The sequence below is a fragment of the Nocardioides sp. P4_G10 genome (assembly GCF_056401175.1).
On record NZ_JBFUJV010000001.1, the window covers coordinates 411402 to 436926 of the forward strand.

Annotated in this window: 24 protein-coding genes and 1 riboswitch; of the genes, 14 read left to right on the forward strand and 10 right to left on the reverse strand. The window is 72.0% G+C overall.

Going from position 1 to position 25525, the window contains the following annotated elements; translation table 11 throughout:
- Position 1: 1 nt before the first annotated feature.
- The 4 genes from AC1DP1_RS02005 to AC1DP1_RS02020 all read right to left on the reverse strand — a co-directional run bounded on the left by AC1DP1_RS02005 (position 2) and on the right by AC1DP1_RS02020 (position 5119).
- On the reverse strand, positions 2 to 1111 hold the full coding sequence (locus tag AC1DP1_RS02005; protein WP_477505413.1) for a response regulator: 1110 nt from the start codon (positions 1109 to 1111) through the stop codon (positions 2 to 4).
- Positions 1108 to 1485 carry a response regulator gene (locus AC1DP1_RS02010; RefSeq protein WP_477505414.1) on the reverse strand — a complete coding sequence of 126 codons (378 nt, stop codon included), beginning with the start codon at positions 1483 to 1485 and terminating at the stop codon, positions 1108 to 1110. The genes AC1DP1_RS02005 and AC1DP1_RS02010 overlap by 4 nt, the downstream gene beginning before the upstream one ends.
- Positions 1482 to 3728, reverse strand: a complete 2247-nt coding sequence (locus AC1DP1_RS02015) for a hybrid sensor histidine kinase/response regulator (protein ID WP_477505415.1) — start codon at positions 3726 to 3728, stop codon at positions 1482 to 1484. The genes AC1DP1_RS02010 and AC1DP1_RS02015 overlap by 4 nt, the downstream gene beginning before the upstream one ends.
- Before the next feature lie 83 nt (positions 3729 to 3811).
- Positions 3812 to 5119 (reverse strand): cytochrome P450, encoded by a 1308-nt coding sequence (locus AC1DP1_RS02020; RefSeq protein WP_477505416.1) that lies wholly within the window; start codon positions 5117 to 5119, stop codon positions 3812 to 3814.
- A 33-nt stretch (positions 5120 to 5152) separates the two neighbouring features.
- On the opposite strand from AC1DP1_RS02020, the gene AC1DP1_RS02025 reads away from it, so the two are divergent.
- Both AC1DP1_RS02025 and AC1DP1_RS02030 read left to right on the forward strand, forming a co-directional pair.
- Positions 5153 to 5497 carry a DUF3054 domain-containing protein gene (locus AC1DP1_RS02025; protein ID WP_477505417.1) on the forward strand — a complete coding sequence of 115 codons (345 nt, stop codon included), beginning with the start codon at positions 5153 to 5155 and terminating at the stop codon, positions 5495 to 5497.
- On the forward strand, positions 5484 to 6701 hold the full coding sequence (locus AC1DP1_RS02030; protein ID WP_477505418.1) for an MFS transporter: 1218 nt from the start codon (positions 5484 to 5486) through the stop codon (positions 6699 to 6701). Before AC1DP1_RS02025 ends, AC1DP1_RS02030 begins: the two co-directional genes overlap by 14 nt.
- A 19-nt stretch (positions 6702 to 6720) precedes the next feature.
- On the opposite strand, the gene AC1DP1_RS02035 is transcribed toward AC1DP1_RS02030, so the two are convergent.
- The 3 genes from AC1DP1_RS02035 to AC1DP1_RS02045 are packed head-to-tail and all read right to left on the reverse strand — an operon-like array spanning position 6721 to position 9441.
- Positions 6721 to 7485, reverse strand: a complete 765-nt coding sequence (locus AC1DP1_RS02035) for an FAD:protein FMN transferase (protein WP_477505419.1) — start codon at positions 7483 to 7485, stop codon at positions 6721 to 6723.
- Positions 7482 to 8021, reverse strand: a complete 540-nt coding sequence (locus AC1DP1_RS02040; protein ID WP_477505420.1) for an FMN-binding protein — start codon at positions 8019 to 8021, stop codon at positions 7482 to 7484. The genes AC1DP1_RS02035 and AC1DP1_RS02040 overlap by 4 nt, the downstream gene beginning before the upstream one ends.
- Positions 8022 to 8025: 4 nt before the next feature.
- Positions 8026 to 9441: a ferredoxin reductase family protein gene (locus AC1DP1_RS02045; RefSeq protein WP_477505421.1), complete on the reverse strand. Its 1416-nt coding sequence runs from the start codon at positions 9439 to 9441 to the stop codon at positions 8026 to 8028.
- A 114-nt stretch (positions 9442 to 9555) separates the two neighbouring features.
- Between AC1DP1_RS02045 and AC1DP1_RS02050 the strand changes: the two genes are divergently transcribed.
- The 4 genes from AC1DP1_RS02050 to AC1DP1_RS02065 all read left to right on the forward strand — a co-directional run bounded on the left by AC1DP1_RS02050 (position 9556) and on the right by AC1DP1_RS02065 (position 15215).
- Complete coding sequence (locus AC1DP1_RS02050; protein WP_477505422.1) at positions 9556 to 10473, forward strand: carbohydrate kinase family protein; 918 nt, start codon at positions 9556 to 9558, stop codon at positions 10471 to 10473.
- A 1-nt stretch (position 10474) separates the two neighbouring features.
- A complete protein-coding gene (locus tag AC1DP1_RS02055) occupies positions 10475 to 11377 on the forward strand; it encodes a pseudouridine-5'-phosphate glycosidase (protein ID WP_477505423.1) in 903 nt (300 codons plus the stop codon).
- A 54-nt stretch (positions 11378 to 11431) separates the two neighbouring features.
- Positions 11432 to 11653: riboswitch (cobalamin riboswitch) on the forward strand.
- A 131-nt stretch (positions 11654 to 11784) separates the two neighbouring features.
- Entirely contained in the window at positions 11785 to 14166 is a 2382-nt protein-coding gene (locus tag AC1DP1_RS02060) for a ribonucleoside-diphosphate reductase subunit alpha (RefSeq protein WP_477505424.1), read from the forward strand.
- The gene (locus tag AC1DP1_RS02065) at positions 14163 to 15215 is read left to right on the forward strand and encodes a ribonucleotide-diphosphate reductase subunit beta (RefSeq protein WP_477505425.1); all 1053 of its coding nucleotides are present in this window, start codon (positions 14163 to 14165) and stop codon (positions 15213 to 15215) included. The genes AC1DP1_RS02060 and AC1DP1_RS02065 overlap by 4 nt, the downstream gene beginning before the upstream one ends.
- Before the next feature lie 103 nt (positions 15216 to 15318).
- On the opposite strand, the gene AC1DP1_RS02070 is transcribed toward AC1DP1_RS02065, so the two are convergent.
- Positions 15319 to 15717, reverse strand: a complete 399-nt coding sequence (locus AC1DP1_RS02070) for a YccF domain-containing protein (protein WP_477505426.1) — start codon at positions 15715 to 15717, stop codon at positions 15319 to 15321.
- 53 nt (positions 15718 to 15770) lie between these two features.
- On the opposite strand from AC1DP1_RS02070, the gene AC1DP1_RS02075 reads away from it, so the two are divergent.
- Complete coding sequence (locus AC1DP1_RS02075; RefSeq protein ID WP_477505427.1) at positions 15771 to 16187, forward strand: VOC family protein; 417 nt, start codon at positions 15771 to 15773, stop codon at positions 16185 to 16187.
- Entirely contained in the window at positions 16184 to 16762 is a 579-nt protein-coding gene (locus AC1DP1_RS02080) for a GNAT family N-acetyltransferase (protein ID WP_477505428.1), read from the forward strand. The genes AC1DP1_RS02075 and AC1DP1_RS02080 overlap by 4 nt, the downstream gene beginning before the upstream one ends.
- On the opposite strand, the gene AC1DP1_RS02085 is transcribed toward AC1DP1_RS02080, so the two are convergent.
- Positions 16746 to 17618, reverse strand: coding sequence for an alpha/beta fold hydrolase (locus AC1DP1_RS02085; RefSeq protein ID WP_477505429.1), 873 nt, complete (start codon positions 17616 to 17618; stop codon positions 16746 to 16748). The two genes, AC1DP1_RS02080 and AC1DP1_RS02085, sit on opposite strands and share 17 nt — an antisense overlap.
- A gap of 433 nt (positions 17619 to 18051) precedes the next feature.
- Complete coding sequence (locus AC1DP1_RS02090) at positions 18052 to 18483, reverse strand: RidA family protein (protein ID WP_477505430.1); 432 nt, start codon at positions 18481 to 18483, stop codon at positions 18052 to 18054.
- Between the two features lie 57 nt (positions 18484 to 18540).
- Between AC1DP1_RS02090 and AC1DP1_RS02095 the strand changes: the two genes are divergently transcribed.
- The 6 genes from AC1DP1_RS02095 to AC1DP1_RS02120 are packed head-to-tail and all read left to right on the forward strand — an operon-like array spanning position 18541 to position 25525.
- Positions 18541 to 19209: a fumarylacetoacetate hydrolase family protein gene (locus tag AC1DP1_RS02095; RefSeq protein WP_477505431.1), complete on the forward strand. Its 669-nt coding sequence runs from the start codon at positions 18541 to 18543 to the stop codon at positions 19207 to 19209.
- A gap of 29 nt (positions 19210 to 19238) precedes the next feature.
- The gene (locus tag AC1DP1_RS02100) at positions 19239 to 19724 is read left to right on the forward strand and encodes a cupin domain-containing protein (RefSeq protein WP_457184733.1); all 486 of its coding nucleotides are present in this window, start codon (positions 19239 to 19241) and stop codon (positions 19722 to 19724) included.
- A complete protein-coding gene (locus AC1DP1_RS02105) occupies positions 19721 to 20641 on the forward strand; it encodes an acyl-CoA thioesterase (RefSeq protein ID WP_477505432.1) in 921 nt (306 codons plus the stop codon). The genes AC1DP1_RS02100 and AC1DP1_RS02105 overlap by 4 nt, the downstream gene beginning before the upstream one ends.
- Positions 20638 to 22296 (forward strand): AMP-binding protein, encoded by a 1659-nt coding sequence (locus AC1DP1_RS02110; RefSeq protein WP_477505433.1) that lies wholly within the window; start codon positions 20638 to 20640, stop codon positions 22294 to 22296. The genes AC1DP1_RS02105 and AC1DP1_RS02110 overlap by 4 nt, the downstream gene beginning before the upstream one ends.
- Positions 22293 to 24680 (forward strand): bifunctional salicylyl-CoA 5-hydroxylase/oxidoreductase, encoded by a 2388-nt coding sequence (locus AC1DP1_RS02115; RefSeq protein ID WP_477505434.1) that lies wholly within the window; start codon positions 22293 to 22295, stop codon positions 24678 to 24680. The genes AC1DP1_RS02110 and AC1DP1_RS02115 overlap by 4 nt, the downstream gene beginning before the upstream one ends.
- A complete protein-coding gene (locus AC1DP1_RS02120) occupies positions 24677 to 25525 on the forward strand; it encodes a PaaX family transcriptional regulator (RefSeq protein ID WP_477505435.1) in 849 nt (282 codons plus the stop codon). The genes AC1DP1_RS02115 and AC1DP1_RS02120 overlap by 4 nt, the downstream gene beginning before the upstream one ends.

The following is a 25525-nucleotide window of genomic DNA, read 5'->3' on the forward strand; positions in this document are numbered from 1 at the left end:
CCTACCTCCCGATCGTCTCTGCCACGACGTCGTGCACACGCACCGGCCGACTGAAGCCCTTGGGCTGCACGTCTCCCACCAGCTCTGCGGCCACCCGGTCCTCGACCTGCGCCAGCACCCGGTCGGTCACGAGCACCTGCCACCAGCCGGCCTCGGCGCACAGGCGGGCCGCGAGGTTGGTGACGCTGCCGATGGCGGCGTAGTCGGAGCGACCGGGGTAGCCGATCCTCCCCAGCGTGGCGAAGCCCTGGGCGACCCCGATCCCCAGCCCGAGGTCGTGACCTCGACGCACCCACCCGGACGCGAGTCGTCGTACGTCGTCGCGCACCGCGATCGACATGCCGATCGCCGCTCCCGCCGGGTCGGCCACGGGGACGGGGTCGTTGAAGAACACCATCACCCCGTCGCCGGTGAACCGCTCGAGCGTCCCGCCGTGCTCCTCGATCCGCGCGCCCAGCGCCAGGTGGTACTCGCCGAGCACGTGCATGACCTCCTCGGGCTCGGCGGCTTCCGCGAAGGACGTGAAGCCGCGCATGTCGCAGAAGACGACGACGATCTCGCGGCGGTGGCTCGCCAGCAGGCTCTCGTCGTCGACGACGACGTCCGCCAACTGGGGTGAGAGGAACCGACGCAGCCGGCCCATGCGCTCGATCTCCTCCACCTGGACGGCCACGCGCGCCTCGAGCTCACGGTTCCAAGCGGCGATCTCGGCGGCCTGGCTGCGCACGGTGTCGTGGTAGCCCTTGAGCCGCGCGAGCGACCGGACCCGGGCGAGCAGCTCGGCCTGGTCGAACGGCTTGGTGAGGAAGTCGTCCGCGCCGGCCTCGAGCCCCTCCAGGCGCTGCGCACCACCACCGGCGGTGATCATCACGACCGGGAGGAACTCGGTGCGTGGGTCCTGCCGGATTCGGCGGCAGACCTCGCAGCCGTCCATGCCGGGCATCTGCACGTCGAGCAGGACCACGTCGACCTGCGTCGACTCGAGCAGGTCGAGGGCCTCCTGCCCGCTCGTGGCGGTCAGCACCTCGTAGTCGCGTGGCGAGAGCACGGCGTCGAGGAGTCGCAGGTTCGCCGGCTGGTCGTCGACCGCGAGCACCGTCTCGCCCGTCACGACCCACCGCCGGCGAGGAAGCGCTCCACCTGCGCGGGCAGTGAGCGCGGACTGATCGGTTTCTCGAGGTAGCCGTCGAAACCGGCGTGCTGCGCCCGGTCCCGGTCCTCAGCCATCGCCAGGGCGGTCACCGCGACGACGGGCACCCGGTCGGGGAGGACGCCGGCACGCAACCGGCGCAGGGTCTCGTGACCGTCGATGCCCGGGAGCTGCAGGTCGAGCAGCACGAGGTCGGGTGGCTCGCTCGCGGCCGAAGCGACCCCCAGCTCACCCGTGGCCGCCTCCACCACGTCGTAGCCGGCGTGCTGCAAGACGTCGCGCACCAGCTTGAGGTTGAGCGCGTTGTCCTCGATGACCAGGACCCTGGGGCTCACGGCGCACCACCGCCCACCGAGTCGAGGCCGGTGTCGACGCCTCGCACTCCCAGCGCCTCGAGCAGGTCGTCGCGGCGCACCGGCTTGAGGAGGTATGCCGCTGCGCCGAGCCGGAGACCACGCTGCCGCTCGTCGACGATCGACACCACCACCACGGGGATCGACCGGGTGGCCGGGTCGGCCTTGAGGCGGGTCAGCACCTCCCAACCGTCCAGGCGGGGAAGGCGGATGTCCAGCACGATGGCCACGGGACCCGCAGTACGGGCGAGCGCGAGAGCCTCCAGACCGTCGTGCGCGCGGAGGATCTGCACGGGGGTCGCCGAGAGGTAGGCCGTCATCAGGTCGAGGGAGGCCCGGTCGTCGTCGACGAGGAGGACGGTGCGCCCCCCGGCCGTCTCGTCCTGGCGCGGCGACTCCACGCGCGGCAGCGGCACACGGAGCGCGAAGGTGCTGCCCCCGGCGTCGGCCTGCGGCTCGAGCCACAGGGTTCCTCCGAAGAGAGCCACGATGCGACGGGAGAGGGTCAGGCCGAGGCCGGTCCCCTCCTCCTGCGGCGTGCCGCGGTGACCCTGCTGGAACGACTCGAAGATGCGCTCGCGGTCCTCGGTCGGGACACCGACACCGGTGTCGGTCACCCGGACCACGACGTCGCCTTCGTCTCGACCAGCTCGTACGTCGACCCGCCCTCCGTCCGGGGTGAACTTCACGGCGTTCGACACCAGGTTGAGCACCACCTGCTTGAGCCGCAGCTCGTCCCCCCACACGATCCCCACGTCGTCGGCCACCTCGAGGCCCAGCTCGATCGCGTGCGCCGCGGCCCGCTCCCGGACCAAGGAGAGGACGTAGGCGAGGCAGGCCTGCACCGACACCAGGCTCGGCTCGAGGACCATGCGCCCGGCCTCGACCTTGGAGAGGTCGAGGATCTCGTTGAGGAGCTCGAGCAGGTGCTTGCCCGACGCCCAGATGTCACGGAGGTATTCCTCCTGGCGCTCGTTCAGGTCGCCGAACAACCGGTCGAGGAGGACCTCGGAGAAGCCGATGACCGCGTTGAGCGGCGTCCGGAGCTCGTGCGACATGCTCGCGAGGAACTCGGACTTGTGCCGACTGGCGACCTCCAGCTCGGCCCGCTTGGTGTCGAGCTCGCCGAAGAGGCGTGCATTGACGATGGCCAGCCCCGACTGGTTGGCGAACGTCCGGAGCAGCTCGGGCGTCTCGGCGTCGAAGCCGCCGCTCGACTGCTTCCTGATCACGAGGGCACCGACCAGCCGGTCGCGACGGACCAACGGCACGGCGAGCAGTGAGCGCCAGCCGTCGTCGAGCAGCACGTCGAGGTGCTCGTCGCGCGGCACCGTGCCCAGATCGGTGATCTCGAGCGTGGTGCGCTCCGACGCCGAGCGTCCGACCGGCGAGGTGGAACGCGCGATGCGGAGGTCACGCAGCCGAGCGGTGAGCGCTTCGGTGCCGCCGGCCGTGGCCCGCACCCGGAAGCTGTCCTCGGCCGGGTCGTACTCCATGATCGAGCCGCCGTCGGCGCCGGTGAGCCGTACGGCGCCGCTCACGATCTCGGCGAGGACCTCCTCGAGGTCCAGGCTCGAGCTGACCGCGTCGCCGATCTCGCGCAGCACCTCGAGCTGGGTGACCTTGCCGGCGAGCTCCTCGCTGCGGGCGCCCAACGCCGCGACGAGCTCGACCTGGCGCAGGACGATCGCCGCCTGGGACGCGAACGTGCTGATGAGGTCGACCTCGCCCTCGTCGAAGGGGCGGGCCTCGGTGCGCCACACCGACAGGATCCCGATGACGTCGCCGTTGAGGAGCATCGGCGCCGACAGCAGGGCTCGGTAGCCAGCGAGGTGCTGCAGGTCGTGCCGCCCGTAACCGGGGTCGGCCAGGACGTCCGCGATCTGCTGGGTGGTCCGGTCCTGGGCCACACGTCCGAGCAGGCTGTCGCGGCCCGCGGGCATGGGGTGCTCCTCCTGGTGGCGCCGGAACTCCACCGGGACATGGCCGGCGACCCGAGACAACCGGAACGTCTGGTCCTCGACGAGGTAGAGCTGAGCGGCGTCCGCACGGCACATCCTGGCGGCTCGCTCGATGATCGTGTCGAGGATCTCCCCCGGCTCGGCGCCCGCGCGTCCCATCGCCTCCAGGATCTCGCGGGTCGCAGCCGCCTGCTCCTGGACGTCGGCCAGCCTGCGGCGCGCGTCCGCACCGCTGCCGTCTCCCGTCGTCGGGCCTGTCTCCATGGCACCGTCCCTGCAGCGCCCCCGCGCTTCGAGTGTGCTCCCGCCGCCCGCAGCCAGCAAGCCCCGGATTGGGGAAGGGTGGCTCAGGGTCGGAGCGTGGCCGGGAGCGTCTCGAAGCCGCGCAGGATGCGGGTCTCCCGGCGGCGGGCACCGGGCTCGAGCCGCAGGTCGGGGAACCGGTCCCAGATCGCGCGCAGGCCCACCTCGCCCTCCATCCGGGCCAGCTGGGCGCCGAGGCAGTGGTGGCGGCCGGCGGAGAACGAGATGTGGTCACGGGCGTTGGCCCGGGCGACGTCGAAGCGCAGCGGGTCGGCGAAGACCTCGGGGTCGCGGTTGGCGCCGCCGAGGATCGCGGTGACCATCGATCCCCCGCGCACCTCCACGCCGCCGACCTCGGCGTCGCGGACCGCCATCCGGCCGGTCAGCAGCACCGGCGGGTCGAGGCGCAGCGCCTCCTCGACGACGTTGGGCCACATCGACGGGTCGGCGGTGACGCGGGCCCGCTCGTCGGGATGGTCGTGGAGCAGCGCGATGCCGTTGCCGAGCAGGTTGACCGTGGTCTCGAAGCCCGCGGCCAGGACCAGCCCGGCCGTGGCCTTCAGCTCGGTCTCGTCCAGCCCGCGACCGTCCTCGCGGGCGGCGACCAACTGGCTGAGCAGGTCGTCACCGGGGGTGCGGCGGAGCGTCTCGAGGTGTCGGCCGAGCCAGGCGTCGAACTGCGCGAGCGCCCGGGCGGTGGACCGGTAGCGCCGGAAGCCGAGCCCCAGGTCGAGGCTCGGCGCGGCCGCCGCGCCGAAGGCGAGGACCTGCGCTCGCTCCTCCTCCGGCACCCCGAGGATCTCGGCGATGACGGTGACGGGCAGGACCGAGCAGTAGGTGTCGACGAGGTCGACAGGACCGGAGGCCCGCTTCTCGTGGGAGTCGAGGAGGTCGGAGGCGATCTCCTCGGTCCGTTCGCGAAGCCGCTCCACCGCACGCATGGTGAACACGCGCGTGACGAGCTTGCGGTAGCGGGTGTGGTCGGGCGGCTCGGTCACCAGCAGCGAGGGCGGCTCGACGGGGTGGAGCGTGGTCGGGGCTGCCCACCGCGAGATCCGGCCCAGCGCGCCCTGGGCGGTCGGCAGCCCGGTGCGGAAGTCGTCGCTGGTGAGGACGTGGCGGACGGCGGCATGGCTGGTGGTGACGTAGCCGATGCGCGAGCGGTAGAGCGGGCCCTGCGACCGGATCTCCTCGACCAGGCCGAAGACGCCGTCCGTGCCGGTCGCCCCGAGCCGGATGAGCCTCGCCTGGAGGTCGCCCTGAGCGGCCGCCCGACGCAGGTACAGCGTCGGCAGGCCGTGCGCGACGCCCCAGTGGACGGCCGACCTGAGCTCAGTGGTGGGGGCCGCCATGACCCGAGGGTAGTGCTGCCTAGGCTGGCCGGCATGTGGCTCGCGGTCGACCTCCTGCTCGTCGCCGTCTTCGCGGCGATCGGGCGGGCCAGCCACGACGAGTCGCTCACCGTCGCCGGCTGGTGGACGACCGCGTGGCCGTTCCTCGCCGGCACGCTGCTCGCCTGGGCGGCCCTGGCCGCAGCGAGGCGACCGCCCGGCGCGATCACCTCCGGCCTCGTCGTGTGGCTGGGCGCGCTCGTCGGCGGCATGGTGCTGCGGCAGGCCAGCGGGCAGGGCACCGCGACCGCGTTCGTCGTGGTGGCGACACTGGTCCTGGGCGCGTTCCTGGTGCTGCCCAGGGTCGGCGCAAGGGTCGGTGCACGTGACCGACGCTGACGCCCGCCCGCGCGGCGCCGTACGCACCCCCGGCCTCGCCTTCGGCATCCTGTTCGCCGCCGTGGTCCTGGTCTCGGTCAACCTGCGTCCCGGTGCGTCGTCGGTCGGACCCGTGCTCGAGGAGCTGCGCACGGGCCTGGGCATGAGTGCGGCGCTCGCCGGAGCCATGACCGGCCTGCCCGGTCTGGTCTTCGGCCTCGTCGGTGCCGTGTCGGTGGCCTTCGCCCGCAAGGTCGGGATGACCGCCGGCATCACGATCGGTCTCGCCGCGGCAGCCTTCGGCCTCCTCCTGCGCGTCACGACGGGCAACGTCCCGCTCTTCCTGCTCCTCACCGTCGTCGGCCTGGCCGGGATGGCCGTCGGCAACGTCCTCGTGCCGGCCTGGATCAAGGCACACGGGCACGCCGTCGCGCTGATGACGGTCTACGGCACCGGCCTCGTCGTGGGCGCCACCTTCAGCTCGGTGCTGACCGCGCCGGTCAGCGAGGCAGCCGGGTCGTGGCGGGCCGGCCTCGGCATGTGGGGCCTCCTCGCGGTGGTCGCCCTCCCGCTGTGGGGATGGCTGACGCTCCACGAGCGGCGCTCCCCCGCCGAGCACCAGGTCAGCGGCGACGCCGCCCCCAGCGGGCGGATCGTCCACTCACCCACTGCCGTGGCGTTGACGGTGCTCTTCGGCGTCCAGTCGATGCACGCCTACGTCCAGTTCGGCTGGCTCCCGCAGGTCTACCGCGACGCCGGGATCTCCGCGTCGCACGCCGGAGCACTCCAGGCGCTGCTCTCGAGCGTCGGCATCGCCGGCGCCCTGGTCCTGCCCACGATCATCCAGCGCGGCCGCGGCCTGCGCGCGATGGCGGTGTCGTTCGGGGTGATGCTCGCCCTCGGCTACACCGGCCTCATCGTCGCGCCGGCCACCGCCCCCTGGGCCTGGGCGTTGATGCTCGGCTACTCCGGGCTCGCGTTCCCGACGGCCATCGCGCTCATCGCCGCCCGCACCCGCCACCCGTCGGTGACCGCCCAGCTCTCCGGCTTCGTGCAGCCCGTCGGGTACGCCCTCGCCGCCATCGGGCCCTTCCTCGTCGGCCTGGTCCACGAGGCCACCGGTGGCTGGACGCTCATCCTCGTGCTGCTCGCCCTCACCTCGGTGCCGCTGACCATCGCGGGCGTGCGCGTGGCGCGACCGACGTACGTCGACGACGAGATCTGACGCACGGGTAGCCCGCCGCTCAGGCCACCGTCTCGACGCGGCCGTCCGCCCACACCACCACGCCGGTGCGGAGGCGCGAGCGCAGCCAGCCCGGGCCGTCGACGCCGAGGGCGAGGGCGGTGGTCGCGTCGACGTCGACGCTCGTGAGCGAGGCGCCGACGACCGTGACCGAGGCGAGCGCGGTCGAGGGCACGCCCGTGCGCGCGTCGACCACGTGCCCACCGCGGTGCGCCGACCCGGAGGTCGCGACGGCGCCACGCACCAGCGGGACGCGCGCCACCAGTCGCGTCGGGTCGTGGGGGTCCTCGACGCCGACCACCCACGGCTCGCCGTCGGGGTCCGCGACGTGGCAGACCATGTCGCCGCCCGCCGACAGGCACACGTCGGTGCCGGGCAGCGCCAGCAGCGGTAGGACCGCACGATCGACCGCCCATCCCTTGACGACCCCGCTGGGGTCGAGACGTCGTACGCCGTCCGTGTCCGTCAGCCACACGTCGAACGCCCCGTCGGAGGACGCCCGCGCGTCCTCGCCCAGGCGCATCACCTCGGCGAGCGCCGGGTCGCACTGCTCGAGCGTGAGCTCGCCCCGGCCCAGCCGGGAGACCTGGCTGTCGGCACGCCAGGTGCTGAACACCGCGTCCACCCACCGCAGCTCGGCCAGCGCCTCCTGCCACGCCGTCTCGGCGCGGTCGTCGCGGGTGTGCGTGCCCCGCAGCGCGAGGCTGATCGGCATGCCCATCACGTGCTCGACGCGGCGGGCGACCCCGGCCCCCACCGTGGTCACAGCCCCGCCTGGTCGAGGGCGCTCTGCAGCGACTGCAGGTAGCCCTGGCTGGTGTAGGTGGCGCCGCTGACCATGGAGATGCCGCTGCCCTGGGCGTCGAGGGTCTCGTTGATGAGCTGCGGCAGGGCGTACTGGTTGATCTGCACGCTGTGGCCGTCCTGGTCGGGGTACTGCAGCACGGTGACGTCGGTGATCGTCGACCCGTCGACGGCGACCCGGACCTGCACCGGGCCGTAGGGCGTGCCGACACTGTCGCCCGTGACGGTGGACGCCGCGGTCGAGGACTGCCCCGCGGAGCCCGACGACCCGGAGCCCGACGACCCCGACCCCGACGTCGCGGAGCCGGACCCGGAGCCCGACGCGGAGCCCGACGCGGAGCCCGTGGCGGACCTCGTGGTCGCCTGACCCTGCAACGAGCCGGAGATCGCGTTGTCGGGGGTCCCGGTGGCCATCACCGACGAGGTGGACGTGTGGTAGCCGAGGAGGGCGACCAGGGCGGAGAGGGTGCTCAGGACCCACAGGACGATGCGTCTCACGGTGTCACCACCCGAAGCTCTCGACGTGGAGGTGCTGGTCGGGCACGCCGGCCGCGCGGAGGTCGCGGACGACGAGGTCGGCCCAGGGACCCGGGCCGCAGACGTAGACGTCGCGCTCGGCCACGTCGGGGACCCATGAGGTGAGGGCGGCGAGGTCGGTGGGGGCATCGATCCCGCTCCCCAGCCAGGAGTCGGGTGCCCGCCGCGGACCGGGGATGCCCCAGGCGACGAGGCCTCGGTGCCGGGCCAGGGCGATGAGCTCGTCGGCGAAGATCGGCTCGTCGGACCAGCGGTGGAGGAGCACCGCGTCGCCGGGTGCGTACGCCAGTCCCTCCGCGAGCGAGCGCAGCGGGGTGATCCCCACGCCCGCACCGATCAGCAGCACCTTGCGGTTGCGGCGCACGCGGGGGCTGAGGCGCCCGTAGGGCCCCTCGACCCAGACCCGCGAGCCGACGTCGAGGCCGGGAGCGGCGCCGCTGCCGTCACCGACGTCCTGCACGGTGATCCGCAGCGACCGGCCGTCGGGGGCCGCTGAGAGGGAGTACGGGTTGGCGCGCGTCCGTCCCGGACGTCCGAGGAAGCGCCAGGTGAGGAACTGTCCGGCCTCGACCGGCAGCCGGTGCAGGTCACGTCCCGTGACGTGCACCGAGACCGTGCCGGGGCCCTCGGGCACGACGGCGGCGACCCTCAGGTCGTGGCGCAGGTTGCGCCACACCGGCAGCGCGACGCGCCACACCAGCACGCTCCCGGCGCACGCCGCCCACGCGGTCCACCAGAAGACCCGGCGGCCCGGGGAGGAGGTGAAGTCGGCACCGGTCCAGAGCTGGTGCGGGATCGCGAGCCCGACGCCGAGGTAGGCGTAGAGGTGCATGAGGTGCCACGACTCGTAGCGGAGCCGGCGGCGGGCGGCACGGATGCTGGTCGCCACGACCATCACCAGGCACAGCGTGGCCGCGGCGGCGAGCAGCATGCCGGGGTAGTTCACGACCAGGTCCCACAGGGTGGCGGGCGCGGCGGTGACCGAGCCGGCGGCGTAGCCCCAGGTGATGAGGACGACGTGCGCCACCATCAGGTCGAACGAGGTGAGGCCGACCAGGCGGTGGATCCCCACGAGCCGGTCCTGGCCGAAGGCCCGCTCCAGCACTGGGACGCGCGCCATCAGCAGGACCTGGGCGAGCAGCAGCACGGCGGCGACGAGGCCCGTGACCCGCCCCAGGGACGTCAGGCCGGTCGCCCAGCCGCCCAGGTCGGTGATGCCACCACCGGTGAGCCACCACCAGACGACGAGGAGCAGCGAGAGCCACAGGGTGGTCCCTGCTGCGAGTCGGACGACGTCGTCGCGCCGGGCCCGGACGCCGATCGCCGGGTCCGGCGTCGGCGGCGCGAGCGGGATCGCTGCCGGGGTGTGCAGGTGGGTCATGGGGACGAACCTGCCGGTCCACGCTGGGGCCTGCGTGGGAGCGACCTGTGACGTTCCTGTGAGTGTTCCCGTGCGAGCCGCACCCATGGGCGTGGCGTCTGTCAGGATCTGCGCGTGAAGCAGTGGGTCGTGGTCGTCGGCGGGACCAACATGGACGTCGTCGCCCGCACCTCCTCGCCCCTCGTCGCGGCGACCAGCAACCCCGGCCACACCCGGATCTCCCCCGGCGGCGTCGGCCGCAACGTCGCGGCGTGCCTGGGCCTGCTCGGCGCACCCGTGCGCCTGGTGTCCGCCGTCGGTGACGACGCCTTCGGCGACGAGGCGCTGCGGGTGACCGCCGCGTGCGGTGCCGACGTCACCGCCGTACGCCGTGCCCCCGGGGCGACCGGCACCTACACCGCCGTGCTCGACGACCGCGGTGAGCTCGTGGCCGCGGTGTCGGACATGGCGATCGTCGACGATCTGCAGCTCGAGACGGTCCACCTCACCGACGCGGCGCTCGTCGTGCTCGACGGCAACCTCGCGCACGCCCAGGCGGCCCGGGTCGTCGCCGCGGCCACGGACGCCGGTGTCCCGCTCGCCTTCGAGCCGGTCTCCGTCGCCAAGGCCGGGCGGCTGGCCGACCTGGTGCACGACCTGTTCCTCGTCACGCCCAACAGCGACGAGATCGCGGCCCTCACCGGTCGCGACCCTGCCGACTGGCGCGCTGCCGTCGCCGACCTGCACGAGCGGGGCGTCGAGCACGTCTGGCTGCGGCACGGTGCGGACGGATCGTGGATGTGCAGCCGCGGCGAGGAGCCGGTCCGCCTGCCCGCCGTCGCGGCCACCGTCGTGGACGTGACCGGCGCGGGTGACGCGATGCTCGCCGCCTGGGTCGCGGCCTGGCTGAGGGGCGCCGACCCCGTCGCGGCCGCGCGCCTCGGTCACCGCGCCGCCGCCGCGACCGTCGAGAGCCCCCACACCGTCCGGCCCGACCTGGCCGACGTCATCGCCCACGACACCGAGCAGCACCCGTCCGAGAAGGGATCCTGAATTGCTGACCGTCACCGACGAGGTCCGCGACGCGCTCGCGTCCGGCCTGCCGGTCGTCGCGCTGGAGAGCACCATCATCAGCCACGGCATGCCCTACCCGCAGAACGTCGAGATGGCGCGCACCGTGGAAGGCATCGTCCGCGACGGCGACGCCGTGCCGGCCACGATCGCCGTGCTCCACGGCCGGCCGACGATCGGCCTGTCCGCCGACGACCTCGAGCTGCTCGCCTCCGACGAGTCGGTCATCAAGGTCTCGCTGCGCGACCTGCCCTACGTCGTCTCGCGCGGCCTGCACGGCGCGACGACCGTCGCCTCGACGATGCGGCTGGCGGCCCTCGCCGGGATCAGCGTCTTCGTGACCGGCGGGCTCGGCGGCGTGCACCGCGGTGCCGAGACGTCGTACGACGTCTCCGCCGACCTCACCGAGCTCTCGACGACGTCGGTGGCGGTGGTCTGCGCGGGCGTGAAGAGCATCCTCGACATCGGCCTGACGCTCGAGAAGCTCGAGACGTTGGGGGTGCCGGTCCTGGGCTACGGCACGGACGAGTTCCCGTCGTTCTTCTCCCGCTCGTCGGGCTTCGGTGCACCGATGCGCGTCGACTCCCCCGCCGAGGTCGCCGCGCTGATGCGGGCCAAGTGGGACCTCGGGCTCGCCGGCGGCGTCGTCGTCGCGAACCCGATCCCGGCCGAGTCCGAGATCCCGGCCGGGGAGATCGGCGCGATCATCGACCGCGCGCTCGCCGACATGGACTCCCTCGGCATCACCGGCAAGGACGCCACGCCCTACCTGCTGGGCCGCATCGTCGAGATCAGCGACGGCGCCTCGCTCACGGCCAACATCGCGCTCGTCGAGCACAACGCGCGCCTCGGCGCGGCCATCGCACGGGAGCACGTCGCGCGCTGAGGCCCGACACGCCGCCACTAGATGTGGTCCCACACTTCTCCGCGAGCCCTACATATGGTGTTCCACGCAGCTGGTTCGGCGCGTCAGCCAGGCGTGTCGAGGCAAGAGGGAACCCGGTGTGAGTCCGGGACTGCCCCGCAGCGGTGAGTGGGAACGACAGCCGTCACACAGCACTGGGTCGCCAGACCTGGGAAGCGACGGCCAGTAGGGGTCGACCGGACCAGTCCGGGAGGCGCGCCCGCGAGTCCGAAGACCTGCCAGCGCACCGTGCCCGACCGGGCGCGGTGGTCCGAGGCCTCGTGGGAAGGCCGGTGGGCTCGTACGACGCTGCGCCTGCGCGACCTCGTGCTCCCTCACTCCTCCCCGCGACCCCGGACCTCCCCAGGACCGACCTCGCGAGGAGAGAAATGACGGTCACCACCGCACCGGGACGCACGTCCATGCAGGTGCGCAAGCGCAACGGCGACAACGAGCCCGTCGACGTCAACAAGATCGTCCGGGCCGTCGACCGGGTCAGCGCCGACCTGGCCGATGTCGACCCCATGCGCGTCGCGACCCGCACGATCAGCGGGCTCTACGACGGCGCCACCACCGCCGAGCTCGACCGGCTGTCGATCCAGACGGCCGCCGAGATGATCGGCGAGGAGCCGCAGTACTCCCGGCTGGCGGCCCGCCTGCTGTCGTCGTACGTCGACAAGGAGGTGCGCAACCAGGGCGTGATGTCGTTCAGCCAGTCCGTGGCGCTCGGCCACGCCGAGGGTCTCATCGGCGACGACACCGCCCGCTTCGTCAAGGACAACGCCCGGAAGCTCGACGTTGCGATCGACGTCGACGGTGACCGGCGCTTCGAGTACTTCGGGCTCCGCACGGTCTACGACCGCTACCTGCTGCGCCACCCGTCGAGCCGGCTGGTGGTCGAGACCCCGCAGTACTTCCTGCTGCGCGTCGCCTCGGGGCTGGCGGAGTCCCCCGGCGAGGCCATCCGGTTCTACCGGCTGATGTCGTCGCTGGCCTACCTGCCGTCGTCGCCGACGCTGTTCAACTCCGGGACCCGGCACACCCAGATGTCGTCGTGCTACCTCGTGGACAGCCCGCGCGACGACCTCGACTCGATCTACGCGCGCTACGCCCAGGTGGCGAAGCTGTCGAAGTTCGCCGGCGGCATCGGGATCGGCTTCTCCCGCGTCCGCTCCCGCGGCGCGCTCATCCGCGGCACCAACGGACAGTCCAACGGCATCGTGCCGTTCCTGCGCACCCTCGACTCGTCGGTCTCGGCCGTCAACCAGGGCGGTCGGCGCAAGGGCGCGGCCTGCGTCTACCTCGAGCCGTGGCACCCCGATGTCGAGGAGTTCCTCGAGCTGCGCGACAACACCGGTGAGGACGCCCGGCGCACCCACAACCTCAACCTCGCCAACTGGGTCCCCGACGAGTTCATGCGGCGCGTCGAGGCCGACGCCGACTGGTCGCTGATCGACCCCGACCAGGCACCCGAGCTGCCCGACCTGTGGGGCGCGGCGTTCGACGAGGCCTACCGCCGCGCCGAGGGCGAGGGCCGGGTCGTGCGGCAGGTGAAGGCCCGCGACCTCTACGCCAAGATGATGCGCACCCTCGCCCAGACCGGCAACGGCTGGATGACCTTCAAGGACGCCAGCAACCGGACCTGCAACCAGACCCGCGACACCCCGGGCGGGCCCGTCGTCCACCTGTCCAACCTGTGCACCGAGATCATCGAGGTCTCCTCCGACGGCGAGACCGCGGTCTGCAACCTCGGCTCGATCAACCTCGCCCAGCACCTCGCGGACGGGGGTATCGACTGGGACAAGCTCCGCGAGACCGTCCGCACGGCCGTCCCGCTGCTGGACCGGGTGATCGACATCAACTACTACCCCAGCGACGAGTCGGCCGCGTCCAACCCGCGGTGGCGCCCGGTCGGGCTCGGCCTGATGGGGCTGCAGGACGCCTTCTTCGCCCTCCGGCTGCCCTTCGACTCCCCCGAGGCGCTCGAGCTCTCGACCCGGGTGCAGGAGGAGATCTACCTGACCGCCCTCGAGGTGTCGGTCGACCTCGCCCGGCGCCACGGCCCCCACCCGGCGTACGACGAGACGCGCGCGGCCGCAGGCGTGCTCCAGCCCGACCACTGGGACGCCTCGCCTGTGCAGGCCGAGCGGTGGGCCGCGCTGCGGGAGGCGGTCGCCGAGCACGGGCTGCGCAACTCCCTGCTCGTCGCCATCGCGCCCACGGCCACGATCGCCTCGATCGCCGGCTGCTACGAGTGCATCGAGCCGCAGGTGTCCAACCTGTTCAAGCGCGAGACCCTGTCGGGCGAGTTCCTCCAGGTCAACGCCGCCCTCACCCGCGAGCTGAAGTCGCGCGGTCTCTGGACTGCCGAGGTGCGCGAGTCGATCAAGCGGGCGGAGGGGTCCGTGCAGGGCCTCGCCCAGCTGCCCGACGACGTCCGCGAGCTCTACCGCACGGCCTGGGAGCTGCCCCAGCGGGCGCTGATCGACATGGCGGCCGCGCGCTCGCCGTACATCGACCAGAGCCAGTCGCTCAACCTCTTCATCGCCGGACCCTCGATCGGGAAGCTCTCGTCGATGTACCTCCACGCGTGGAAGTCCGGCCTGAAGACGACCTACTACCTGCGCTCGCGCCCGGCGACGCGGATCCAGCAGACGACGGTGTCGGTCACCGCACCGGACGCCGTCGAGACCACTCCCCTGACCATCTCGGACGACGAGGCGCTCGCCTGCTCGCTCGAGAACCCCGAGAGCTGCGAGGCCTGCCAGTGACCACCGCCGACACCACCACCGACACCGTCGCCACCGACCACTCCGCCACCCGGATGCTGCTCGACCCGGGGATGAACCTCACCCTGCGGCCGATGCGCTACCCGCACTTCTACGACCGCTACCGCGACGCGATCAAGAACACCTGGACCGTCGAGGAGGTCGACCTCCACTCCGACCTCAAGGACCTGCAGCGGCTCAGCGACGCCGAGCGGCACCTGGTGTCGCGACTCGTGGCGTTCTTCGCGACCGGCGACACGATCGTCGCCAACAACCTGGTGCTCAACCTCTACCAGCACATCAACTCGCCCGAGGGCCGGCTGTACCTGTCACGCCAGCTCTTCGAGGAGGCGGTGCACGTGCAGTTCTACCTGACGCTGCTCGACACCTACGTGCCCGACGAGACCGAGCGCCACGAGGCGTTCGCGGCGGTGGACAACATCCCCTCGATCAAGGCCAAGGCCGACTTCTGCTTCCGGTGGATCGACTCCGTCTTCGACCTCGACGCGCTCGAGACACGGGAGCACCGTCGGAAGTTCCTGCTCAACCTGATCTGCTTCGCCGCGGTGATCGAGGGCCTGTTCTTCTACGGCGCGTTCGCCTACGTCTACTTCCTGCGCTCGCGCGGCTTCCTCAACGGCCTCGCGTCCGGCACCAACTGGGTCTTCCGCGACGAGTCGATGCACATGGCCTTCGCCTTCGACGTGGTCGACACGGTGCGCGAGGAGGAGCCCGAGCTCTTCGACGACGAGATGGCGGCGCAGGTCCGTCAGATGCTGGTCGACGGAGTCGACGCGGAGGCGCTGTTCGCCGAGGACCTCCTCGGCGGCGGGGTCGCCGGGCTCCCGACGGCCGACATGCGCTCCTACCTGGAGTACGTCGCCGACCGCCGGATGGAGCGCCTCGGCCTGCCGGTCATCTACGGCTCCAAGAACCCGCTGGCGTTCATGGAGCTGCAGGACGTGCAGGAGCTCTCCAACTTCTTCGAGCGCAAGGTCTCGGCCTACCAGGTCGGCGTGACCGGCCACGTCGGGTTCGACGAGGACTTCTGAGCGCCGCACGTGCGGCGGTCGTGGCCCTCGTTCCGGTCATCCGGGGGCCGCTTCCGCCGCACGTGCGCGGTCGTCCGGGCGCCGCGAGGATCCCGCGGGTCCGCTAGCGCTGGCGGTCGAACTCGCCGCTGCCGGTGGGGACGATGTCCTTGCCGAGCGGCGCCAGCGAGATCGGGATCAGCTTGAGGTCGGCGAGCGCCAGCGGGATGCCGATGATCGTGACCGCGAGCGCCACGGCGGACAGGACGTGCGCGATGACCAGCCACCAGCCGGCCAGCACGAACCAGATCACGTTGCCGATGAACGACCCGACGCCCGCCGACGGCTTGGCGACGATGGTCCGGCCGAACGGCCAGAGCGCGAAGCCCGCGATCCGGAAGGCGGCGATCGCCCACGGGATCGTGATGATCGGGATGCACAGCAGCACACCGGCCAGCACGTAGCCGAGGAACAGCCAGAACCCGCCGAGGACCAGCCAGATGAGGTTGAGGAGCAGGCGCACAGGGCGATCAAACCAGACCGCCGTCTGCAGCCGGGGCGTGCTTGGATCGCTGCATGGCCTCCCGACTGACCGAGATCTCGCTCGACTGCCACGACCCCGACCTGCTCGCCGACTTCTGGTGCGGGGTGCTCGGCTGGGAGGTCGTCCACCGCGAGCCGGGCCTCGTGGAGATCAGCCCCGCGAGGGTCGAGGACCAGGCGCTCCTCGACGCCGTGCGCTCCGGACCGGTGCCGCCGACGATCTTCCTGGCGAAGGTCGACGAGCCGAAGGTGGTCAAGAACCGCTCGCACTTCGACGTCTCCCCCGTCGACGTACCCCAGGAGGAGGAGGTCGAGCGCATCCTCGCCCTGGGCGCCACGCGGGCCGACGTCGGGCAGACCGGCGAGGAGTCGTGGACGGTGCTCGCCGACCCGGAGGGCAACGAGTTCTGCGTGCTCCGCAGCCTGGCGCCCGGTCACTTCTCGCTGTGACCGGAGCCGGCCTGCCCGTGCGGCTGCCGATCACGACCGATCGGCTCGTGCTGCGGCCGCACACGATGGACGACCTCGACGACCTCGTGCGCTTCCATGGCGATCCCGAGGTCGTGCGCTACGTGCCGTGGCCGGTCCGCGACCGCGCGGCGACCGAGGAGACCCTGCAGGTCAAGCTCACCCAGACCGAGCTCGTCGCCCACGGCCAGTGGCTGGTGCTCGCCGTCGAGCTGCGGTCGACCGACGCCGTGATCGGCGAGGTGCTGCTCAAGTGGGCCTCGGACCACCAGGGCGAGGTCGGCTTCGCGTTCGGCCGCGACCACCAGGGACAGGGGTACGCCGCCGAGGCCGCGACGGCGATGCTGCGCCTGGGCTTCGACGACCTCGGCTTCCACCGGATCACGGCCGTCTGCATCGAGGAGAACGTCGCGTCCGCCCGGCTGCTGACCCGGCTGGGCATGCGGCAGGAGGCACGCCTCGTCGACAACGTGTTCTTCAAGGGCGCGTGGGCCACCCAGCTGGTGTTCGCGATGCTCGAGGACGAGTGGCGCGGAGCGGTCAGACCCCGGCCGTGACTCCTGGCCCATCGGCCTCGGTCATGAAGTCCCGCAGCACCCGGGCGAACCGGTCGGGGTCGTCGAGGTGCGGGAAGTGACCGGCGCCCTCGAAGAGCTCGACCCGGCAGTCGGGCACGGCCCGCTGGGCGCTGAGGGCGTGCCACGCCGGGATCATCCGGTCCTTGGAGCCCCACACGATCAGCGTCGCCGGAGGCGTGACGGCGGCCAGGTGGTCGTGGGCGCTGATGCTCTGCCCGCCGATGTCGATCACGGCCCGCGTCGTGGCGAGGAAGGCGCTCCGGCTCTCCCGGTCACCGAGGGAGGTGAAGCCGCGCCAGATGGCGCCGATGTCCGCGCCCGGCTTCCACCCCATCCTCTGCGCGCCCCGCCCCAGTGCCTCCGCCCGCTCGAGGACGGGCGCGGACGCGATGACGCCGAGGACCTGGGCGGCACCCGGCAGGGTGGCCGATCGCAGCACGAGGTTGACCTCGCGCCCCAGGCCGCCGCTTGCGACGAGCACGAGGCGGTCCACCCGGTCGGGGAAGAGGTAGGAGAACTGCATCGCGATCCCCCCGCCGAGCGAGTGCCCCACGAGCGTGACCCGTTCGATGCCGAGGTGGTCGAGCAGGTCACGCAGGGTCGCGGCGTGCGAGCTCAACGAGTAGTCGCCGGTCGGCTTGGCGGAGTCACCGTGCCCGAAGAGGTCCGGGACGAGGACCCGGTGGTCGTCGTCCACCTGGTCGACGAGGTGGGACCACTGGCGCTGGGAGCCCAGGATCCCGTGGATGAAGAGCACGGCCGGGCCGGTGCCGCTGTCGACGTACGACAGCTCGTGGCCGTGGAGCACTACCCTGTGCGGTGCCGTGTGCGCCATGGTGGTCATCCTGGGGTGGAGGGGTTGGTTACCCAACGGTAGCCCGCGCGCGCAGCGAGGCCGCCGCGCGACCCTCATTCCGTCCGCACGTCGCCGCGACCACCCTCGACGTGCACGGACACCTTCCTGCCCCCGGCGCAGCAGGGCGGGTGACACCGCCGTCGTACGGACCGAACGGGTCGAACCGGCCACCGTGCACGCGTACGACGACGCTGCCGTCGGGCGTTCGGTCCGACTGACGGCACCGTGGGCGGGCCGGGTCACCACCCGCCACGGGCGATCACCCGCGCCAGCTCCCGTGCCTAGCCTCGCGGGAGGGGACCCGTGCTTGCCGGACATCGCATCCCGCGACAGGTCCACGCCGGTGGGAGACCCGAGATCGGCCACCTCCGGTGCTCTTGTGCCGACCGGGGGTGGCCCTTCGCCCAGCCCGTCAGCGAGTCGGGCCGACCAGTCGTTCGTCGGGGATGACGGCGACGCCGAGGATCTCGATGAGGGCCTCGGGCTGCCAGAGGCCGGTCGTGCCGATGCCCGCCATCGCGGGGTAGACCGGGCCGGCGAGCTCGCGCCACACGGCGCCGATCTCGCTGCCGTGCGCCTGGTAGTCGGGGATGTCGGTGAGGTGGATCGTGATCGACACCAGGTCCTCGGGGACGCCGCCCGCCTCGCGCAGTGTCGCGAGCACGTTGCCGAAGGCCTGGCGGAACTGCTCGACGATGCCCCCCTCGACGATGCGCATGTCGGCGTCGAGCGCCGTCTGCCCGCCGAGGTAGAGCGTGTTGCCGCTCAGCGTGCCGTGCGAGTAGCCGCGCGGCACCGGGAGCGACGCAGGGTTGACGGGGATCGGCGACAGATCGGTGGTCATGCCTCGACCCTAGGACATCTATTGACAACCTGACAACGTTCGTGGGCAGAATGAAATATGCCGACCAGCCGAGGGGCGTTGCCCCTCCAGCCGCGGGGCAAGGTGATCTGCTGCGGCCTCAACTACGGCGACCACATCGTCGAGATGGGCCGTGAGCTCCCGGCCCACCCGACGCTCTTCGCCAAGTACGCCGACACCCTGATCCCCGACGGCGCGGACATCGTGCTGCCCGCCGAGGTCCAGGTCGACTGGGAGGCCGAGCTCGCTGTCGTCGTCGGCGCCGAGATCCGCGGCGCCGACCGCGACGAGGCCGCGAACGCCATCGGCGGCTACACGGTTGCCAACGACATCTCCGTGCGCGACTGGCAGAACCGCACGCTCCAGTGGTTCCAGGGCAAGGCGTGGGACGCCACCACGCCGATCGGCCCGGTCGTCGTCCCACCGGATGCGATCGATCCGGTCGCCGGCGTCGACGTGGTGTGCCGGGTCAACGGCGAGGAGCGACAGCGAGGCAACACCCGCACGCTCGTCTTCGACTGCGCCGGCCTGCTGGCGTACATCTCCACCTTCACGGTCCTGCGCCCCGGCGACGTCGTCCTCACCGGCACCCCCGGCGGCGTCGGCATGGGCATGACTCCGCCGACCTTCCTCGCTGATGGTGACGTCGTGGAGACCGAGATCCCCGGCATCGGGACCCTCACCAACACCGTCCGCCTGACCGCCTGACACCCGACTCCGCACAGAACAGGACCGACATGGACCCGAACCTCGACAACTACGTCCTCGAGGGCGACCCCTCGATGTACGCCGACGAGTCGGGGCTCGTCGCCCCGTTCGTCACCCGGGCCGGGCAGGAGCCCGACCTCACCGGGCAGAGCGAGGGCGCGACCCGCGTCAGCGGCGTCAGCATCCAGCACACACCGGCGACCCGGCTGTGGTTCGGACAGGTGCGCAACCTCGCCGGCTACCGCTCGGTCCCCCACCACCACGGTGAGGCCGAGACCGGCGGCTTCGTGCTGTCGGGACGGGCCCGCATCTACTTCGGCGAGAAGTTCGAGGACTACCTCGACATGTCCGAGGGCGACTGGGTGTTCGTGCCGCCCTTCATGCCGCACGTCGAGTGCAACCTGGACCGCAACAACCCGCTCACGTGGATGACCGCCCGGACGCCCGAGAACATCGTGGTCAACCTGCCGCAGGTCGACGACGCCGACCTGCGCGACTGGGCGGACCGACCGTGACCGCCGCGTCCACGCCGTCGCCGACCTCGCAGACGTTCACCGACGCGGTCGCGCTGACCGAGTGCGACGCCGAGGTCTTCGACCGCGCGTTCACCGCGACCACGCAGCCGTGCCCGTGGCCCAAGGCCTACGGCGGCGACATGGTCGCCCAGGCGCTCGTCGCCGCCGCGCTCACCGTGTCCGACGGCAAGACGATGCACTCCATGCACTCCTACTTCATGCGACCCGTCGACATCGGCGCCGAGGTCCGCTACGAGGTCGAGGTGCTGCGGGACGGCCGCGGCTACAGCACCCGTCAGGTGCGCGGCTTCCAGAACGGCAAGGCGGTCTACGTCTGCCTCGCGAGCTTCGCGGCCGGCGAGCCGAGCGGCACCTTCCAGGCCACGGGCCCCGCCGACGTGCCCGGGCCCGACGACCTGCCGACGTCCGCCGACTACCTCGAGGACCGCACCGGCGGCACCATGACCGACACGTCGAAGGCGTACTGGTCCGGCGGCCGCAGCTTCGACATGCGCCACGTCCCCGGACCGGTCTACCTCACCGTCGAGGGAGAGCAGTCCCCCCAGCAGGCGGTCTGGGTGAAGCCGTACGACGACCTGCGTCCGGTCGACGGGCTCACCGATGCGCAGCGCGACACCGCCGCCCTCGCCTACGTCTGTGACTACACGATCCTCGAGCCGACCCTGCGGGTCCTCGGGCTCGCGTGGGCGGACGAGGGCCTCGTCACCGCGAGCCTCGACCACGCCATGTGGTTCCACCGCCCGGTGGTGATGGACGACTGGCTGCTCTACGCGCAGGAGGCCATCTCCGTCGAGGACGGGCGCGGCGCCGCCGTCGGCCGATTCTTCACCACGGACGGCACGCTCGTCGCGACCGTCGTCCAGGAGGGCATGCTGCGCGCCGGGGGGTCCCGGTGAGCGCCGCGTCGCTGAGCCCGTCGGGGTACGCCGACACCTTCGCGCGCGACCACCTGCCGCCGGCCGACCAGTGGCCGACCCTGGAGTTCACCACCGAGTGGCTGCAGTACCCCGAGCGGCTCAACGCCGGCACCGAGCTCCTCGACGCGGTCATCGCCGAGCACGGGCCCGATCGGCCGGCCCTGCGCACCCCTGACGGCGAGGTGTGGACCTACGGCGAGCTGTCGACTCGCGCCAACCAGGTCGCGCACGTCCTCGTCGACGACCTCGGCCTGGTCACCGGCAACCGGGTGCTGCTCCGCTCGCCCAACAACCCGTGGACCGTCGCGGCCTGGCTCGGCGTCCTCAAGGCCGGCGGGATCGTCGTGACCACGATGGCGGCGCTGCGCGCGACCGAGCTGACCCCGATCGTCCAGAAGACGCGCCCCGCGGTCGCCCTGGTCGACCACCGCCACGTCGAGGACGTGCAGAGGATGCGCGACAGCGTCGCGCCGGACCTGGTCGTCGTCCCCTACGGCGGCGACACCGCGGACGACCTCGCCCGTCGCGTCGAGGGCCACGCAGGCGAGTTCACCGCCTCCGACACGGCCGCCGACGACGTCGCCCTCTTCGGGCCCACGTCCGGCACCACGGGCGTCCCGAAGATCACGACCCACTTCCACCGCGACGTGCTCTCGATCGACAACACCTTCGGCCGCGCGGTGCTCGACCTCACGCCCGACGACGTGGTCGCCTGCACGGCACCGCTCGCCTTCACCTTCGGCCTCGGCATGCTCGTCGTCTTCCCGCTCCGCGCCGGCGCCTGTGCCCTCCTCACCGAGTCGGCCACACCGGCCCAGCTCGCCGACCTCGTCGCCGAGCACGGCGTCACCGTGCTGGCCACCGCGCCGACGGCGTACAAGCAGATGCTTGCCTCCGACCACCTCCAGCAGCTGTCCGGCCTCCGGGTCGCGGTGTCGGCCGGCGAGCACATGGCGCAGGCGACGTGGGAGCAGATCGAGGAGCAGCTCGGGCTGAAGGTGGTCGACGGCATCGGCGCGACCGAGATGCTGCACATCTTCATCTCCGCCGCCGGTGACGACATCCGTCCCGGCGCCACCGGCAGGCCCGTTCCCGGCTACCGCGCCGCGATCCTCGACGCGGACGGCAACGAGCTCGGCGACGGCCAGGAGGGCCGGCTCGGCGTCATCGGGCCCGTCGGGTGCCGCTACCTCGACGACCAGCGCCAACGCGGCTACGTCGTCAACGGGTGGAACGTCACCGGCGACACCTTCGTCCGCGACGCCGACGGCTACTACTTCTACCGCTCGCGCACCGACAACATGATCGTCTCGTCGGGCTACAACATCGGTGGCCCCGAGGTGGAGGAGGCGCTCGGAACGCACCCCGACGTCCTCGAGGTCGGCGTCGTCGCGGCGCCGGACGAGGTCCGCGGCTCCATCGTCTGCGCCTTCGTCGTGCTGCGCGAGGGCGTCGAGGGCGACACCACCAAGGTCAAGGAGCTCCAGGACCACGTGAAGGGTCGGCTCGCCCCGTACAAGTACCCCCGCGCCGTGCGCTTCGTCGAGGCGATGCCACGCAACACCAGCGGGAAGATGCAGCACTTCAAGCTGCGCCAGATGATCGAGTCCGAAGGACCGGAGGGGTCGGCATGAAGATCGCGATCGCGGGCGGCGGGCCGGGAGGGCTCTACTTCGCCACCTTGATGAAGTCGCTCGACCCGTCCCACGACATCACCGTCTGGGAGCGCAACGCCCCGGACGACACCTTCGGCTTCGGCGTGGTGTTCTCCGACGAGACCCTCGGGAGCATCGAGGGTGCCGACCGCGTCGTGCACGAGCGGATGGAGAAGCGCTTCGCCCGCTGGACCGACATCGACGTCGCGGTCACCGACCGGGCCGGCGACACGCAGTCCTTCACCGTCGGCGGTCAGGGCTTCGCCGCGATGTCGCGCAAGGAGCTGCTGCAGATCCTGCAGGAGCGGGTGGCCGAGCTCGGCGTGACCGTCCACTACAGCACCGACGTGCCCGACCCCGACGAGCTGCGGTCGTCGTACGACCTCGTGCTCGCCTCCGACGGTCTCAACTCCCAGATCCGCACCAAGTACGCCGACCGGTTCGGCCCGAGCCTGGACCGGCGGCACAACAAGTACATCTGGTTCGGCACCGACCTGGTGTTCGAGGCGTTCCAGTTCTTCGTCAAGCAGACGGAGTGGGGCACCATGCAGATCCACGGCTACCCGTTCTCGGAGTCGGGGTCGACCTTCATCGTGGAGATGCACGAGGACGTCTGGCGCCGCGCCGGCCTCGACCGCACCGAGGCGGAGAGCTTCGCTCCCGGCGTCTCGGACGAGCACGCCGTCCAGCGCGTCGCGGAGATCTTCGCCGACGAGCTGCAGGGCCACGAGATCCTCACCAACAACTCCAAGTGGCTGAACTTCCACACCGTGCGCAACGAGAGCTGGCACGACGGCAACGTGGTGCTGCTCGGCGACGCCGCGCACACCGCCCACTTCTCCATCGGCTCCGGCACCAAGCTCGCCATGGAGGACGCCCTCGCACTGGCCGCCTGCCTGCACGAGCACCCGACGCTGGAAGCGGCGCTCGAGGCGTACCAGACCGAGCGCAAGCCGGTCGTGGAGTCGACGCAGCGCGCCGCGCAGGCCTCGCTGGAGTGGTTCGAGAACATCGGGATGTACGCCGACCAGGCGCCCGCGCAGTTCGTCCTCAACCTCCTGACCCGGTCCCGCCGGATCACCTTCGAGAACCTCCGGGAGCGCGACGCGGACTTCGCGGCACGGATGGAGGCGGAGTTCGCCCGCAGCCAGGACGGCGAGGACGGCGCGCCGGCGATGTTCCAGCCGGTGCGCATCGGTGAGCTCGAGCTCAAGAACCGCGTGATCCTCTCCCCGATGGACATGTACTGCGCCACAGACGGGGTGCCCGACGAGTTCCACCTCGTCCACCTGGGGTCGAAGGCCCTGGGCGGCGCGGGCCTGGTGATGACGGAGATGACGTGCGTGTCACCCGAGGGCCGGATCACCCTCGGATGCCCCGGGCTGTGGAACGACGAGCAGCGCGACGCGTGGAGGAAGGTCGTCGACTTCGTCCACGACAGGACGACCGCGCGCATCGGCATGCAGCTCGGACACTCCGGGCGCAAGGGCTCGACCAAGCTCATGTGGGAGGGCATGGACGAGCCGCTCGCGGAAGGCAACTGGGAGGTGCTCGGACCCTCTCCGCTCCCCTACGGCGACGACTGCCACGTGCCCCGCGAGGCCACCCGCGCCGACCTGGACGCGGTCGTCGCGGACTTCGTCGCCTCCGCCGAGCGCGCGGTCGACGCGGGCTTCGACCTGATCGAGCTGCACGCCGCGCACGGCTACCTGCTGAGCTCCTTCATCTCCCCCGTCTCCAACCGGCGGACCGACGACTACGGGGGCTCCCTGGACAACCGGCTGCGCTTCCCGCTCGAGGTGTTCGACGCCGTGCGCGCGGCCGTGCCGGCGCACGTCCCGGTCACCGTGCGCATCTCGGCCACCGACTGGATGCCCGACGGCAACACCGAGGAGGACGCCGTCGAGATCGCGCGCGCCTTCGTCGAGCACGGCGCGGCGGCCATCGACGTCTCGTCGGGCCAGGTCAGCAAGGACGAGAAGCCGGCGTTCGGGCGGTCCTACCAGACCCCCTTCGCCGACAAGATCCGCCACCGCGTCGCCGCGCCTGCCGGGGTGAAGGTGATCGCCGTCGGCGCGATCTCCAGCTACGACGACGTGAACTCCATCCTGCTCGCCGGGCGGGCCGACCTCTGCGCGCTGGGCCGGTCCCACCTGTACGACCCCAACTGGACGCTGCACGCCGCCGCGGAGCAGGAGTACGTCGGTCCGGGTGCGGAGTGGCCGGACATGTGGGCCGCCGGACGACGGCGCCCGCCCACCTCGCGGACCGACAAGGTCCCGCCGCGGCTCCAGCTGCTGCGTGAGGGGGCGGCCGACCAGGTCCACGTCCGCTGGACGCCCGCGGGCACGGTGCGCACGTGACTGTCGGGAGTCCCGCTGGGCAGCCGCCGCAGCCCCCGAGCCGCCAGTCCCGCTCCACGGTGGTGACCTTCCTCGGAGCCGTCGTGCGGCCGCTGGGGTCGTGGATGCCGATCGCCGGCACCGTCGACCTGCTCGCGCAGGCCGGCCTCGACGCACCGTCGGTGCGCACCGCCGTGCACCGGCTCAAGGGCAACGGCTGGCTGCAGTCCGAGGCACGGGAAGGCGCCCGGGGCTACGCCCTCACGACCACAGCGCTCGAGACGCTGGCCGCCGGCGACGAGGTCATCTGGCACGCCCGGACGCCGGCCGACGCCACCGACGGCTGGTGCATCGTCCACTTCGGCGTGCCGGAGTCGATGAGGGCCAAGCGGCACCAGCTCCGGGCCCACCTGTCCTCCCTCGGCTTCGGCAACGTCGGCACTGCGCTGTGGATCGCCCCTGCCCGGATGCGGACCGCCGCCGAGCGAGCGGTCACCGAGCTCGGGCTGGAGGCCCACACCGCGATCTTCGTCGGTGAGTACCACGGGACGCAGGACCTCACCGGGCTGCTCTACGGCAGCTGGGACCTGACGGCCATCGACGACGGCTATCGCGACTTCGTGGCCGTCCACGGTCCCGCGGCCGACCGTGCGGAGCGCGACCGACCAGATCCCGCGCGCGCCTTCACGACGTACCTCTCCGTGCTCGACCAGTGGCGCAGGCTGCCCTTCCGGGATCCCGGGCTACCTGCGGAGGTGCTGGCCCCCGAGTGGCACGGACCGCAGGCGACCGGGGTCTTCGAGCGGCTGGTCGTGGCGCTGGAGGAGCCGGCGCTCAGGCACGCGCGGGCGCACTGGCCCTCCTGA